The organism is Mycobacterium sp. (genome assembly GCF_019247615.1).
Lineage (GTDB): Bacteria > Actinomycetota > Actinomycetes > Mycobacteriales > Mycobacteriaceae > Mycobacterium.
Window position 1 is genome coordinate 1 of record NZ_JAFBAT010000120.1, and the last position, 14,464, is coordinate 14,464.

The 14,464-nt window shown below is 68.3% G+C and carries 11 protein-coding genes and 1 pseudogene; 3 read left to right on the forward strand and 9 right to left on the reverse strand.

The window, feature by feature from the left end; translation table 11 throughout:
- On the reverse strand, positions 1 to 647 hold a 647-nt coding region (locus tag JO059_RS08150; protein ID WP_293315589.1), incomplete at its 3' end, for a pyridoxamine 5'-phosphate oxidase family protein.
- Between the two features lie 40 nt (positions 648 to 687).
- Between JO059_RS08150 and JO059_RS08155 the strand changes: the two genes are divergently transcribed.
- Complete coding sequence (locus JO059_RS08155) at positions 688 to 2,001, forward strand: aminotransferase class I/II-fold pyridoxal phosphate-dependent enzyme (protein ID WP_293315590.1); 1,314 nt, start codon at positions 688 to 690, stop codon at positions 1,999 to 2,001.
- A gap of 63 nt (positions 2,002 to 2,064) precedes the next feature.
- Here the strand turns inward: JO059_RS08155 and JO059_RS08160 are convergent, their stop codons facing one another.
- From JO059_RS08160 to JO059_RS08195, 8 genes and pseudogenes are all read right to left on the reverse strand, one after another.
- Positions 2,065 to 2,631 carry a mismatch-specific DNA-glycosylase gene (locus tag JO059_RS08160; RefSeq protein WP_293315597.1) on the reverse strand — a complete coding sequence of 189 codons (567 nt, stop codon included), beginning with the start codon at positions 2,629 to 2,631 and terminating at the stop codon, positions 2,065 to 2,067.
- Positions 2,632 to 2,664: 33 nt separating this feature from the next.
- Positions 2,665 to 2,748 (reverse strand): annotated as a pseudogene (locus JO059_RS08165) (DUF6131 family protein); the annotation flags it as partial.
- Entirely contained in the window at positions 2,739 to 4,484 is a 1,746-nt protein-coding gene (gene treZ / locus JO059_RS08170) for a malto-oligosyltrehalose trehalohydrolase (RefSeq protein WP_293315591.1), read from the reverse strand. The gene treZ and the pseudogene JO059_RS08165, both read right to left, overlap by 10 nt.
- A 7-nt stretch (positions 4,485 to 4,491) precedes the next feature.
- A complete protein-coding gene (gene treY, locus JO059_RS08175; protein ID WP_293315592.1) occupies positions 4,492 to 6,804 on the reverse strand; it encodes a malto-oligosyltrehalose synthase in 2,313 nt (770 codons plus the stop codon).
- 3 nt (positions 6,805 to 6,807) lie between these two features.
- Positions 6,808 to 8,964: a glycogen debranching protein GlgX gene (glgX, locus tag JO059_RS08180; RefSeq protein WP_293315598.1), complete on the reverse strand. Its 2,157-nt coding sequence runs from the start codon at positions 8,962 to 8,964 to the stop codon at positions 6,808 to 6,810.
- Between the two features lie 126 nt (positions 8,965 to 9,090).
- Positions 9,091 to 11,274: an acyltransferase family protein gene (locus tag JO059_RS08185; protein ID WP_293315593.1), complete on the reverse strand. Its 2,184-nt coding sequence runs from the start codon at positions 11,272 to 11,274 to the stop codon at positions 9,091 to 9,093.
- A gap of 108 nt (positions 11,275 to 11,382) precedes the next feature.
- On the reverse strand, positions 11,383 to 12,204 hold the full coding sequence (ripD, locus tag JO059_RS08190) for an NlpC/P60 family peptidoglycan-binding protein RipD (protein WP_293315594.1): 822 nt from the start codon (positions 12,202 to 12,204) through the stop codon (positions 11,383 to 11,385).
- A 320-nt stretch (positions 12,205 to 12,524) separates the two neighbouring features.
- A complete protein-coding gene (locus JO059_RS08195; protein WP_293315595.1) occupies positions 12,525 to 12,986 on the reverse strand; it encodes a hypothetical protein in 462 nt (153 codons plus the stop codon).
- A 63-nt stretch (positions 12,987 to 13,049) separates the two neighbouring features.
- Between JO059_RS08195 and JO059_RS08200 the strand changes: the two genes are divergently transcribed.
- Both JO059_RS08200 and JO059_RS08205 read left to right on the forward strand, forming a co-directional pair.
- Entirely contained in the window at positions 13,050 to 14,354 is a 1,305-nt protein-coding gene (locus tag JO059_RS08200; protein ID WP_293315596.1) for an adenosylmethionine--8-amino-7-oxononanoate transaminase, read from the forward strand.
- Between the two features lie 6 nt (positions 14,355 to 14,360).
- Positions 14,361 to 14,464 (forward strand): hypothetical protein (locus JO059_RS08205; protein WP_293315599.1); only part of this gene is annotated, 104 nt, incomplete at its 3' end.

Genomic DNA, 14,464 nt, shown 5'->3' on the forward strand with positions numbered 1-14,464 from the left:
AGGTACGCCGGCAGCGGGGTAGCGGGGTCCAGGTCGTCGGCCGGCACCGGCGGCCCGGCCTTCACGCCCAGCGGCACCACGCCGGCCCAGTGCGGCAGCGCGGCGTCCTCCGGATCGTCGATCGGGCCGCCGGCGCGTACCTTGGCCGAGACCTCGACGAGGTCCAGCGCGAGGACACCGGTCGCGGCGAGCTCGCGCGGGTTCGGGGTGCGGCAGTCCGCAGCGCGCCCGGGCCGGATGTGGTCCAGCAGAGTGCCGAGGGCCCGGAGTTTCTCTTCCGGGTCGTCGATGGCGCGCGCGTCGCCCAGCACCACCACCGAGCGGAAGTTCACCGAGTGGTGCATAGCGGCGCGGGCCAGCACCAGCCCGTCGACGAGGGTCACTGTGACGCAGACGGGCAGGCCCCGCCCCGCCCCTTCGGCCGCCTTTGCCGCCAGCATCGGGCCGCTTCCGCTGGAACCATGCAGGTAGAGCGTCTCGCCGAGGCGCGCGTGCGTCGTCGGCAGCACCACCGGCCGGCCGGCGTTCAGGTAGCCGAGGTGGCAGATCAGCGCCTCATCCAGAATCCGGTGGACGGTGTCGCGGTCGTAGTGGGCGCGCTCCCGGTATCGGGTGGGCGTGGTTCGGGGCGTGCGGCGGTAGCTCAACGGATTGCCTTCAATATTGTTCTAATAGATAATTATCCTCGTGCCAGTACAATATACGGGGACGGGCGCGGAATCCATAGCCGCCGACGTTGAGGAGGCCATCTCCCGCGGCGCGCTCGCGCCCGGCGACGGGCTGCCGCCGATCCGGGATCTGGCCGGCCAGCTCGGCGTGAACGCCAACACCGTGGCCGCGGCGTACCGCCTGCTGCGCGACCGCGGGGCCATCGAGACCGCCGGGCGGCGCGGCACCCGGGTGCGGCACCGCCCCGCGACCACGCCGCGCTCGCTCCTCGGGCTGGACGTCCCGGCCGGCGTGCGCGACCTGTCGACCGGCAACCCGGATCCGGCGTTATTGCCGATCGGGCTGGTCCGGGTGCCGCGGCCCAGGCCTGTGCTGTACGGGGAGCCGGCCCTATCGCCAGAGCTGGCGGAGTTCACCCGTCGCGCGCTCTCGGGCGACGGCATCCCGGCCGATCATCTGGCGGTGACCAGCGGCGCGCTGGACGGCATCGAGCGGGCGCTGGCCGCGCATCTGCGCCCCGGGGACCGGGTGGCCGTCGAAGATCCAGGCTGGGCCAACTTGCTGGATTTGATTGCGGCGCTGGGCCTTTCGGCGGAGCCCGTGCGGGTCGACGACGACGGGCCGTTGATCGCCGACATGGAGTGTGCGCTTCGTCGCGGGGTGCGCGCGGTGGTGCTCACCAACCGCGCACAGAACCCCACCGGTGCGGCGCTGTCGGGGGATCGGGCGGACGCCGTGCGCGGCTTGCTCTCCGACCGGGCCGACGGCGTGCTGCTGGTCGAGGACGATCACTGCGCGGGAATCGCCGGCGCGCCGCTGCACACGCTGGCCGGATCGACGCGCCACTGGGCTTTCGTGCGCTCGGCGTCGAAGGCCTACGGCCCCGACCTGCGCGTGGCCGTGCTGGCGGGGGACCGCCGCACCGCCGAGCGGGTGCAGGGCCGGCTGCGGCTCGGGCCGGGATGGGTGAGCCACCTGCTGCAGGACCTCGCGGTCGGCCTGTGGTCGGACGCGGCGGCCGCACGGCTCGTCGGTGAGGCGGAAGCGCGATATGCCGCCACCCGGACGCGGTTGTGCGCCTTATTGGCCGAGCGCGGCGTGGCCGCCCGCGGCCGATCCGGGCTCAACGTGTGGATTCCGGTGCCCGACGAGACCGTCGCCATTACGAGGCTGATTGGCGCGGGGTGGGCCGCAGCGCCGGGAACGCGTTTCCGCATTCGGACGTCACCCGGAATGCGGGTCACCATTGCCGACGTGGGTGACGAGGAGATCGAGCCGCTGGCGGGCGCGATCGCCGAGGCGGTGCTGCCTACCGGACGTCCCAGCGTGTAGGCGCTGCGCGGCAGGCCGAACCAGGGGAGGGTTGGCCATGCTCACTTATCGGGCCCGAGGCGGTCAGCCACCTATGCCGGCTGCTCGGGCGACTTCACCGTAGGCGGCCGCGAGGTCCCGGACCGACGCATGGGCGTTGCGGCCGCTCGGGTTGGGAACCACCCACAGTTCGGTGGCGGGATACGGCGACGGCTGCTTCCCAGGCCTGGCGTGGCGGTCGCCGAAGGCATCGCGGTAAGCGCCGATCCCGAGCACCGCGACCACCCGGGGCGAGCACTTGCGGACCAGTGCGTCCACTTTCTGCCTGCCTTCGACCAGTTCGCCGGGGGTGAGTTCGTCGGCGCCCGCGGTTGCCCGGTCCACGAGGCTGGTGATGCCGATGCCGCGATTCAACAAGTACTCGCGATCCGCGGGGGTGAACCCTGCCGACGCGTCGATCAGATGATCGGTGATGCCGGCGCGGAAGAGTGCGGGCCAGAAACGATTGCCGCGGGGAGCGAAATGGGCTTGCACGGCAACGGTTCTCAATCCGGGGTTGATCCCAACGAACAGCAGCCGGACTTGGTCCGAGATCAGGTCCGGCAGCGTCCCACCGCTGAACCGCTTCAGCTCGTCGCGGGTGAACCGAATCTTGTCCTCAGCGGCGCTGCCCACAGCCGGATATTAGAACCAGTGCCGGCGACCGCCCAAGGCGCGACCGGTGGCACCGAGGATCCACAGGATCGCGCCGATGACGATCAGGATGATCCTTCGGGAACGCGCAGAATGGCGAAGGAGTGGCCGTCGAGGACGGTGCTCGCGCCATCGACCGTCGGCTCGCCCCAGGCCAGCACCACCTCGCCGGTGACCGGGACCTTTGCCGGTTCCAGGCTCAGGTTGCACACGATGCGCAGCCCGCCGCGGCGCACGCTGATCCAGCGTTCGTCTTCGTCGTAGTCGACGGTGAGGTGATCGAGCCAGGGGTCGGCCAGGTCGGGATCGCCGTGCCGCAGCGCGATCAAGTCCCCGTACAGGCGGCGCAGCCGGGCGTGCTCGGCGGAGTCCACCTCGTCCCAGTTCAGCTTGGAGCGCTGGAACGTCTGCGGGTCCTGCGGGTCGGGGATGTCGTCGGCGTTCCAGCCGTGGTCGGCGAATTCGGCCTTGCGCCCCTCGGCGGTGGCCCGCGCCAGCTCCGGTTCGGGGTGCGAGCTGAAAAACTGGAACGGGGTAGACGCTCCCCACTCCTCGCCCATGAAAAGCATTGCTGCATAGGGTGAGCCGAGCGCAAGGGCGGCCTTGACCGCCAGCTGACCGCCGGTAAGGTCCTGCGACGGGCGATCCCCGAGGGCGCGGTTGCCGACCTGATCGTGAGTGCAGGTGTAGGCGACCAGTCGAGCGGCCGGAACGCTCGCCGTGTCCAGCGGCCGCCCGTGGCGGCGGCGCCGGAAGGACGAATAGGTGCCGGCGTGGAAGTAACCGCGCCGCAGCGTCTCCGCGAGTGTGGCCAGCGTGCCGAAGTCCGCGTAGTAGCCCTGGCGTTCCCCGGACACCGCGGTGTGGATGGCGTGGTGGATGTCGTCGGCCCACTGCGCGGTCAGTCCGTAGCCGCCGCGATCGCGCGCGGTGATCAACCGCGGGTCGTTGAGGTCGCTCTCCGCGATCAGCGACAGGGGGCGCCCCACTTCCGTTGACAGCCAGTCAGTCTCGGTGGCCAGTTCCTCGAGGATGTGGATCGCGGTGGTGTCGACCAGCGCATGGACGGCGTCCAGCCGCAGGCCGTCGGCGTGGAAGTCGCGCATCCAGCGCAGCGCGCAGCCGATGATGTAGCGCCGCACCTCGTCCGAATCGGCGTCGGCGATGTTGATGCCTTCGCCCCATGGGTTGCTCGCGGAGGACAGGTAGGGTCCGAACCGCGGCAGGTAATTGCCCGACGGGCCAAGGTGATTGAACACCGCGTCAATGAGTACCCCCAGGCCTCGGGCGTGGCAGGCGTTGACGAAGCGGACCAGGGCGTCGGGTCCCCCGTACGGTTCGTGCACGCTGTACCACAGCACACCGTCGTAGCCCCAGCCGTGGGTGCCGGCGAAGGAGTTGACCGGCATCAGCTCGACAAAGTCGATGCCGAGATCGACCAGATAGTCCAGCTTTTCGATGGCGGCGTCGAAAGTGCCGGCGCCGGTGAAGGTGCCGACGTGCAGCTCGTAGATCACCGCGCCCGCCGAAGCGTCGATGGACCGGCCCGCCCAACCGCCGTCGGTCCAGGCGGCACGCGCCGGGTCCCACAACTGCGAGCGCGCGTGCACGCCGTCTGGCTGACGCGCCGAGCGCGGGTCGGGCAGTACGGTCGGGTCGTCGTCGAGCAGGTACCCGTAGCGGGCGTCCGGCGCGGTCTCGACGCTGGTGTGCCACCAGCCGTCGTTCGAGCGCGTCATCGCGTAGACCGCGCCGTCGACGTCGAGTCGCACCAGCTGGGGTTTGGGCGCCCACACGCGGAACTCAGTCATCCGGCGTTCAGTCATGGTGCCGCTCGAGCAGGACGACGGGCAGGTCGGCGAACAACTGGGCCGCCGACGTCGGTCCGTCTGCGATGGCCCCGGTGAGCGCGTCTTTCCAGGTGCCCTCCGGCAGCGGCAGCACCGTGTTACCCCAACCGGTCTCGGCCAGGCGCACCGTCCAGCGGGTCGCCGCGACCACGATGTCATCGCCGCGGCGAAAGGCCAGCAGGTGCTCGCTGGCGTCGCCGTCGGCGACGACCGGGACGTACGTGCCCCTCAGAAAGGTGTCCGGATGCGAACGCCGCACCCTGAGCGCCGTGGTGACGACGCGAATCTTGGGATGCTGCAGGTCTTTCAGGGCGGCTCGACGAGCGCCGTAATCGACGGCGCGCCGGTTGTCCGGGTCCACCAGGCTGTCGTCCCACAGCTCCGTGCCCTGATAGACGTCCGGAATTCCCGGCACGGTCAGGGCGAGCAGCTTCTGGCCCAGCGCGTCGCTGGCGGCGTGTGGATTGAGCTGCGACACCAGCTCGGTCAGTTGGCCGGCCACCCGACCGTCGAGCACGGTATCCAGCCACCGATGCACCGCGCCCTCGAATTCGGCGTCCGGGTCGTTCCAGCTGGTGTGCCAGGCCGCTTCCCGGATGGCCTTCTCCGCGTAGGCGTGCAGCCGGTCACGCAGCTCGCCGGTCACCTCGCCGCTCACCGGCCATACCCCGAAAATGTTCTGCCACAAGAACCGTCCCGTCGCGGGATCGGGGGAGCGGGCCGCGATTTCCCAGCGGGCGATGAACTCCGCCCACAGCGAGGGCACCTGGGACAGCACGCCGATGCGGGCGCGCACGTCTTCGCCCCGTTTGGTGTCGTGGGTGGTCAGCGTGGTCATCGCCTGCGGCCAGCATCGGGCGCGCGTCGCCGCCCGCTGATGAAACTCCGCGAGGCCGACACCGAAACGGTGCGGCTCGCCGCCCACCTCGTTGAGCGAGACCAACCGGGCGTCGCGGTAAAACAGGCAGTCCTCGACAGCCTTGGCGGTGACGGCGCCGCAGAGTTGCTGCAGCCGGGTGGCCGGCTCGCCCCCGCGAACCAGCGCCGTGGCGATCACCTGCAGTGCAGGCCCCAAATGCGGTGCCGCAGACTGGGTTTCGGCCAAGGCAGAGGGCATGATCGCGACCAGGCCGGGATAGTCGGACCGATAGACCTCCATGTGGGTGAGCAGCGCGGCGACCGCCTCGGGCAGTAGTGGATCGTCGGCGCCCGCCGTGGCCACGATGGCCCGTCGTAGCCGGGCCAGCTCACTTGCCAGCGTCTGGGTAACGACGCGGGTCTTGAGATCGGCGAGAAGCTTGGGCATCGCGTTGTAGTCGAGTCCGGCGGACTCGAAAAGCGCGGTCAGCGGTTGCTCGCCGGCCGGATCGATGAAGACACCACCCACCTCCCGGAGCGCGTCGTAGCCGGTCGTCCCGGCCACCGGCAGGGTGGGTTCCAGCGCCTCGTCGACGCCGAGGATCTTCTCGATGACGATCCAGGCGTCCGGACCGACCAACTCCCGCAGCCGGCCCAAATAGCCGCAGGGGTCGGACAATCCGTCGGGATGGTCGATCCGGACCCCGTCCACCAGCCCATCGCGGAACCAGCGGGCGACTTCCACGTGGCTGGCGTCGAACACCGCGGGGTCTTCCTGCCGCAGGCCGGCCAGCGAGGTGATGGAGAAGAAACGGCGATACCCGCAGACCCCGTTTCGCCAGCCCACCATCCGGTAGTGCTGGCGGTCGTGGACGTGCGCGCCGTCTTCCGGGCCGGTTCCGTCGCCGGTGCCCGGGGCGATGGGCAGCGCAAGGTCACCCAGGCGCAGCTGGTCGTCGTCGACCTTCAGGTCGGCCGCGTCGTCGTCGGATCCCAAGACGGGCAGCACGATTCGGCCATGCTCGTCGAGGTCCCAGTCGATGTCGAAGAACGTCGCGTAGGGCGACTCGCGGCCGCGCCGCAAGACGTCCCACCACCACGCATTCTGCCGCGGGTCGTCGATGCCGACGTGGTTGGGCACAATGTCGACGATGAGTCCCATGCCGCGGGCGCGCGCCGCCGCGGACAGCCGTTGCAGTCCTTCGGGTCCACCCAGGTCGGCTGACACCGTCGTCGGGTCGGTGACGTCGTATCCATGGTTGGAGCCGCGGGCCGCGGTCATGACCGGCGACAGGTACAGGTGGCTGACGCCGAGGTCGTCGAGGTAGTCCAGTAAGTTCTCGGCGTCTGCCAGGGTGAACGCGAATCCGCTGGCCTCACCGCGCAGTTGGAGTCGATAAGTGGAGATAACTGGTAAGGCCATGCGTCACAAGGTCTTACGCAGTATCAGCAACGAACGTGACGGCAGCGCGACCTTCTGATCGGCCGTCACCACCTGGTCGGCTCGCTCGTTGCGGCCGACCGGATGATTGGTGTCGAGCTCCACCGTCCACTCCCGGGCGTAGTCGCCGCCCGGCATCACGAACTCCACCTGTTCGTCGTCGGCGTTGAAGCACAACAGGAATGAGTCGTCCATCACGCGCTCGCCGCGGGCGTTCGGCGCGGAGATGGCGTCGCCGTTGAGGAACACCGCCACAGACTTGTGAAAGCTCTTGCCCCAATCCTCATGCGTCATCTCCTGGCCGCCCGGCGTCAACCAGGCAATGTCGCGGACCTCGTCACCGCTTCGGATCGGCTCGCCCTCGAAGAACCGGCGCCGACGAAACACCGGGTGAGTCCGGCGCAGGGTGGTCACCTTGCGCGCGAACGCCAACAGATCGGAGTTCTTATCGGCGAAAGACCAATCCATCCAGGACAATTCGGAGTCCTGACAGTAGACGTTGTTGTTGCCGTTCTGGGTGCGGCCGAACTCGTCGCCGTGCGCGATCATCGGCGTGCCCTGGCTGACCATTAGCGTGGCCCAGAAGTTGCGCATCTGGCGGCAGCGCAACTCCATGATGTCGGGCTCCTCGGTGGGGCCCTCCACGCCGCAGTTCCAGGACCGGTTGTGGCTTTCCCCGTCCCGGTTGTCTTCGCCGTTGGCCAAGTTGTGCTTCTCGTTGTAGGAGACCAGATCGTTGAGGGTGAATCCGTCGTGCGCGGTGACGAAGTTGATGCTGGCGCTCGGGCGCCGACCCGTCGCCTCGTACAAGTCCGACGACCCGGTCAGCCGGGAGGCGAACTCGCCCAGGGTTGCGGGCTCCCCCCGCCAGTAGTCGCGCACAGTATCGCGATACTTCCCGTTCCACTCCGTCCACAAACCCGGGAAATTTCCGACCTGGTAGCCGCCCTCACCGACGTCCCACGGCTCGGCGATCAATTTCACCTGGCTGACTACCGGATCCTGCTGAACCAGATCGAAAAAGGCGCTCAGCCGGTCGACGTCGTGCAGCTCGTGGGCCAGGGTGGCGGCCAGGTCGAAGCGAAACCCGTCGACGTGCATCTCGAGCACCCAGTAGCGCAGCGAGTCCATGATCAACTGCAGCACGTGCGGGTGCCGCGCGTTGAGACTGTTCCCGGTGCCCGTGTAGTCCTTGTACAACCGGAGGTCCGTCTCGACGAGCCGGTAGTAGGCGACGTTGTCGATGCCGCGGAAGTTGATCGTCGGCCCCAGATGGTTGCCCTCGGCGGTGTGGTTGTACACCACGTCGAGGATCACCTCGATCCCTGCTTCGTGCAGGCTGCGCACCATGGACTTGAACTCGGCCACCGCGCTGCCCGCCTGCCGGTTCGCAGCGTACTCGGAGTGCGGCGCGAAGAAGCCAAAGGTGTTGTAGCCCCAATAGTTTCGCAATCCGAGGTCCAGCAGCCGCGAGTCGTGCATGAACTGATGGACCGGCATCAGTTCCAGCGCGGTGACGTTGAGCGACTTGAGGTAGTCGATGACCACGGGGTGCGCCAGTCCGGCGTAGGTGCCGCGAAGTTCCTCGGGGATGCCGGGATGGCATTGCGTCATGCCCTTGACGTGCGCCTCGTAGATGACCGTCTCGTTGTACGGGGTGAGCGGGGCACGGTCGAAAGCCCAGTCGAAGAAAGGGTTGATGACAACACTGGTCATGGTGTGGCCGAGCGAGTCGACCATCGGCGGGATGCCGGGATCGGCACCAGCAGCGTTGGGGCCGCCCGGGTGGACGGCGCCCAGGTCGTAGGAGAACAGCGCCTGGTCGAAGGTGAATCTGCCGTCGAAGGCCTTGCCGTACGGGTCGAGCAGCAACTTGCTCGGATCGCAACGGTGGCCCGCCGCCGGATCGAACGGTCCGTGGACGCGAAATCCGTAGCGCTGGCCGGGGTTGATGTTGGGAAGATAGGCATGCCAAACGTAGCCGTCGACCTCGTCGAGGGTGATTCGTGTCTCGTCGCGGTGTTCGTCGATCAGGCACAGCTCGACCTTCTCGGCGATCTCGGAGAACAACGAAAAGTTAGTGCCCGCGCCGTCATAGGTGGCGCCGAGCGGATATGGGGTGCCCGGCCAGACGGTTGCCAGCCTCGGCCGGGGTCGGCCGGTATCGCCTGTGGCTGGGCCTGTTTGCGGGCCCGTTGGCGAGGCCGGTTGGTCGGTCGGCATCACTTGACCTTATCCGCGGCCGCGGCTTCGCGAGTGTCTATCCCCTCACCACCAGCCGGTGCCCGCCGCGAGCTGGCGGCCCAGCTCGGTGGTCATCGTCCGAACGTAGGTGGGGTCCAAATGGTGAGCGCCGTGGTAGATCAGCACGTTTCCCTCGAGGGGGCGGCAGACGTCGGCTCGACATATCGCGTCGGACATGTCGAGGACTTTCAGCAGCGGGAACTGCGCGACGAAGTCGAGCGTCTGGTTGCGATCGGAGAGCACGTCCGAGCGTTTGACCGCGCAGGACTGCGCGTTGCCCCCCTTAGCCAGGCAGTCGGCGGGGTCGAACGGTTTGCCATCCTTGATCAGCCATGGGGTGTCTCGTATCCCGAGGATTGGAATGTTGTTGTCGGACAACGTTTGCCATATCCCGACGTACGTCGCCGGCATCACGTCGCCGCTTTTGATGTTCCACGGCCGGGTCGTCGTCGTGAACACATAGTCGGGACGGTCAGCCACCAACTTGGCCATCGTCCGCTGCACCCACTCACGGCACTGCGGGTAGGGAGCGTTGTTGCCCATGATGAGCGGCACTTCCTCGGTGGACAAGGGACAGCCCATCTTGAGGTACGTCACCACTTTGAAGTGATGCAGATTGCCGAGCAGGTCCAACGCCGGCAGCCAGTGTTCAGCGTGTGACCCGCCGGCCAGGGCGATGGTTCGGGCCGCGGCGACGTCACCGTACGTGCAGTTGACGACCGCGGGATTGACGAAGTCACTGATGCAGCCGTCCCTGGTCGAGGCCGGGAGGTCCTGCTTGACCTCCAGCACGCTCGGCCGCATCGGCAGCATGGGCACGCGCACGTGTTCGGTCAGGGCCCGCGCTCCGGGATAGTCCTGCGGGTTGAGCACGCTGAGCTCCTTGCCGGCCGCCCGCAACACCGTGACGTGCTGACGCCAGGTGAACGAGGTGGCGGTCAGCGTGACGCCCAGTAACACCACCAGCGACCCCAGCGCCATCGTCGGCCTGCGCAGACCCAGCCACCAGGGGACGGCGTGGGCAGACGGGACGATGGCCGGGGATGCGTCGGCGGGCGACGCCGGATAGCGCAGGGGATCCTCGACCAGCCGGGTGGTCAGGTAAGCCAGGAGCCCCGATATCAGGAGCACCACCGAGCCCTCGATGAAGTTGGCGTGCCGGTGACCGGTATACGACAGCCAGAAGATAAGCAGCGGCCAGTGCCACAGGTAGAGCGAGTAGGCCATGGTGCCCAGCGCCACCAGCGGCCTGGCGCCCAGCAGCCGGTTCGGCAGCGGCATTCTGGCCTCGCCGCCGGAACGACCACGCAGGTTGGCGCCGGCAAGGATCATGAGCATGGTCGCCCCAACAGGCACCATCGCCCAGGGGCCCGGGAATTCGTTGACGCCGTCGATCAGGGCCCCGCACGACACGATTGCGCCGAGCGCGACGCCTGCGACGGTGGTGCGCAACCACATCGGCCAGCGGATGCGGGCCACCACCGCACCGATCAGCGCACCGAGAAGAAGCTCCCAGGCCCGCGCGAAACTGTCGTAGTACGCGGTCGGCTGGTCGTCCCCATGAGCGACGATCGCGTAGACGAACGACGCGACGGTCAGCGCGCTCAGCAGCACCACGAACGTGACCCGCAGGTGCGGACGCCGCAACACGCCCCGCAACAGGTAGGTGCACGCCGTCACCAGCACCAGGAAAGCGAGGTAGAACTGGCCCTGCACCGACATGGACCAGATGTGCTGCAACGGGCTGACGGCTTCGCCCGCGCGCAGGTAGTCGGACGCGGTGCTGGCCAGTTCCCAATTCTGGTAGTAGCCCAGGCTGGCCAGGCTCTGGTCGGCGAATGTCTCCCACCGGGTCTCCGGTTGCACCAGGATGGTCAAAACCGCGCAGGCTGCCAGAACCACGACCAGGGCGGGCAGCAGGCGCCGGACCAGCCGGATCGCCTCGGCCACCGGCGAGAATGCAGCGCCAGGGTCCAGTGCTGCGCGCAGGATCTTGCCGCCGAAGAAGAAACCGGACAGCGCCAGGAACACGTCCACGCCGCCGGAAACCCGGCCGAACCAGATGTGGAACACCGCGACAAGCGCGATTGCCACCCCGCGCAGGCCGTCGAGATCGTAGCGATAGCCGCTACGGGTCCCCGCGCAACCTGCGCCGGTCGCGACCGCATTCGCGGTGGCGACCGGTGGATGAGGCGGCGGGCTCGTCATGATTGACCGCCAATTTACCCAAATCCGCCGCTTCTTCCCTGCCGAGCGGCAACGCGTTGGCGAGGGAGGAAGCGGCGGATCTACGGGGCCGAGAAGAGCCCCCGGCGGTTACCGGGCGACTCCGCCGGGTGCCTGCTGCACCGGTGCCTGCTGCGCCGGTGCCTGCTGCGCCGGCAGTTGCAATGGCATCTGCTGCAACGGCGCCTGGTGCGTGGGCGCCTGCTGCACGGGGGCCTGCTGCGTGGGCAATTGCTGCACGGGTGCCTGCTGCGTGGGCAATTGCTGCAGGGGGGCCTGCTGCGTCGGTAGTTGCTGCACGGGTGCCTGTTGCGTCGGCAGTTGCTGTGCCGGCGCCTGCTGCGTCGGCAGTTGCTGTGCCGGTGCCTGCTGCGCCGGTAGCTGCTGAGGCGGGGCCTGCAGCGCCGGGGCCGAATCGGTGCCGAGAACCCGGACCAGGTAGGGCGCCATGCCGTTGGCGCGCACCGGCGAGACCTGCACGACGTCGCCGACCTCGAGCATTTGGTTGTTTCCGAGGTACATCGCCACGCTTTGCGTCCCCTCCGGGCCGTAGAAGATCATGTCTCCGCGGCGCGCCTGCTGTGGCAGCACCTTCTGACCGAGCCGGTAGATCTCGCCGGAGGAGCGCGGCAGCCGGATCCCGGCGCCCGCGTAGGCATACTGCATGAGGCCCGAGGCATCGAAACCGACCGTCAGGGCGCCGGTGCCCTTGCCTCGAGTCGGACCGGTCACGCCGCCCCCTGCCCACGAGAACGGCACGCCGCGCTGCGACAGACCGCGCATGACGACGATGTCGGTGGCCTGCTGGTAGTCCATGGACCTGGCGCCGGGGTCAGCGGTCGCAATACCGATGCCGGCCAGCGGGGTCACCAGCATCGCGAGACCGATCGCGACGGCGTAAATGCGTTTCATGTGGATCCCACCTTCTTGGGTCCAGGGCCTCCGCCGCGGTGACTTCGCGCATCGGCCGCTTATGCAGGACGTCCCGGTCTCCTCTCGGGGCCGAGCGCCGCTGCATGGCTTGGACGTGAAAGCGGTCGGTTTGCTCGACCAAATCACACCAGTCACTACAGCAACTTTTACAACAGAAGTGCCCCGCTGAAAATAGCTGGTGAGGGCGGCGGAGGATTTTTTGTCGTACCGTGACCGGACGGTGACTGGACGGCCCAATTCTGCGTGCGCAGTTGTGATTTGGATCTCAGGCGAACGGTCTCAAGGGCGAGGCAAGGCAATCAGAGCCAAAAGCGTTGGCTGAACATTGTGAGCATGGACCCGGCCACGGAGCTGACCACGACGAGGGCCAAAGCAAGCACCGGCCAGAAGGACATGTACCAGCCCTTCAAGAGCGAGATGAAGGGGCCGATTCCGGCCGCGGCGATGGCGGCCCCGATACCGCCCCAGACCACGGGGCGGATATAGAGGTCGACCCCGTAGGGCACCGGTCCACACGTTTCCCCCTCGCACACGTTGGCGAGGAAGCCGAACAGCCGCGCCGGCCAACTGGTCGCCGTGGCCAGGTAGACCAGTAGTGCCAGCAGTGCGACGGTGCAGACGACATCCCAGGGGGCGATTCGCAGGCGCAGGACGCGCGGCTTGTCCTGGTCGGACTGGTTCACGTGGGCGTCGTCGGATCCCTGCGGGGACGCCGTCGGGCTGGTCGGCTGACGGTCGGCGGGTGGATGCGGCGAAGCCATGGCTTCAGATGCTTCCCGATGGGTGCGATTTGTGCGACCCCGGCTGCTTTACGCTCGATCTCTATGCCTGCGGCGAGGGCCGGATTGACGCCGGAACAAATCAGCGCGATCGACGCCGCCCACCTGTGGCACCCGTACAGCACCATCGGCGGCGAGTCGATAGCGCCCATCGTGGCGGTCGGCGCCCGCGGCGCCTGGCTGACGCTGATTCGTGAGGGCAGGCCGATCGAGGTGCTGGACGCGATGAGCTCCTGGTGGACCGCGATCCATGGCCACGGTCACCCCGAACTGGACGCGGCGCTGGCGGCCCAGTTGCGCACGATGAACCATGTCATGTTCGGCGGCCTGACCCACGAGCCCGCGGCGCGCCTGGCCCAGCTGCTGGTCGAGGTCACGCCGGCCGGTTTGGAAACCGTTTTCTTCAGCGACTCCGGATCGGTGTCCGTGGAAGTCGCGGTGAAGATGGCGCTGCAGTACTGGCGCGGCCGGGGCCGGCCTGGCAAGCGGCGGCTGATGACCTGGCGCGGCGGGTACCACGGAGACACCTTCACCCCGATGAGCATCTGCGACCCCGAGGGGGGCATGCACTCGTTGTGGACCGACGTCTTGGCTCCGCAGGTGTTCGCCCCGCAGGTCCCAACGGACTACGACACCGCCTACAGTGCCTCGTTCGAGGCGCAACTGGCGCGCCATCAGTCGGAGCTGGCGGCGGTGGTGGTGGAGCCCGTCGTGCAGGGCGCCGGCGGGATGCGCTTCCACGAGCCGCGCTACCTCGCAGACCTGCGCGAAATCTGCGCGCGGCACGAGGTGCTGCTGGTATTCGACGAGATCGCCACCGGCTTCGGGCGCACGGGTGAGCTTTTCGCCGCCGACCACGCCGGCGTCAGCCCCGACATCATGTGTGTCGGCAAGGCGCTCACCGGCGGCTACCTCGGCCTGGCCGCCACCCTGTGCACCGCCGAGATCGCGCGCACCGTGAGCTCCGGGGAGGCCGGTGCGCTGATGCACGGACCGACTTTCATGGCGAATCCGCTGGCCTGTGCCGTATCCGTGGCCAGCGTCGAGGTGCTGCTGGCTCAGGACTGGAGGTCGCGAGTCGCCGAAATCTCGGCCGAGCTGGCCGACGGGCTCGAACCCGCGCGGCCGCTGAACGGCACGGTCGACGTCCGGGTGTGCGGCGCCATCGGCGTCATCGAACGCGACCGGCCGGTTGACCTGGCCGTCGCCACGGCGGCCGCCATGGACCACGGCGTCTGGCTGCGACCCTTCCGGAACCTGATCTACGCAATGCCGCCGTACATCTGCCGGCCCGCCGAAATATCGCAGATCACCTCGGCGATGGTCGAGGTTGCGCGCCTCGTAGGCTGACGGGTCATGGACGCCTTCGCGCGGGCACCGATCGAGACATCCCCGCTGGCCTGGCTCGAGGCCACCGAACGGCAGCGCCGCGACGCCGGACTGCGTCGCTCGCTGCGGCC

Coding starts and splice junctions, on each gene's coding strand:
- treZ (WP_293315591.1), bottom strand. CDS start 4,484: ATGACTGAGTTCCGCGTGTGGGCGCCCAAACCCCAGCTGGTGCGACTC.
- JO059_RS08195 (WP_293315595.1), bottom strand. CDS start 12,986: ATGGCTTCGCCGCATCCACCCGCCGACCGTCAGCCGACCAGCCCGACG.
- JO059_RS08200 (WP_293315596.1), top strand. CDS start 13,050: ATGCCTGCGGCGAGGGCCGGATTGACGCCGGAACAAATCAGCGCGATC.
- ripD (WP_293315594.1), bottom strand. CDS start 12,204: ATGAAACGCATTTACGCCGTCGCGATCGGTCTCGCGATGCTGGTGACC.
- JO059_RS08185 (WP_293315593.1), bottom strand. CDS start 11,274: ATGACGAGCCCGCCGCCTCATCCACCGGTCGCCACCGCGAATGCGGTC.
- treY (WP_293315592.1), bottom strand. CDS start 6,804: ATGGCCTTACCAGTTATCTCCACTTATCGACTCCAACTGCGCGGTGAG.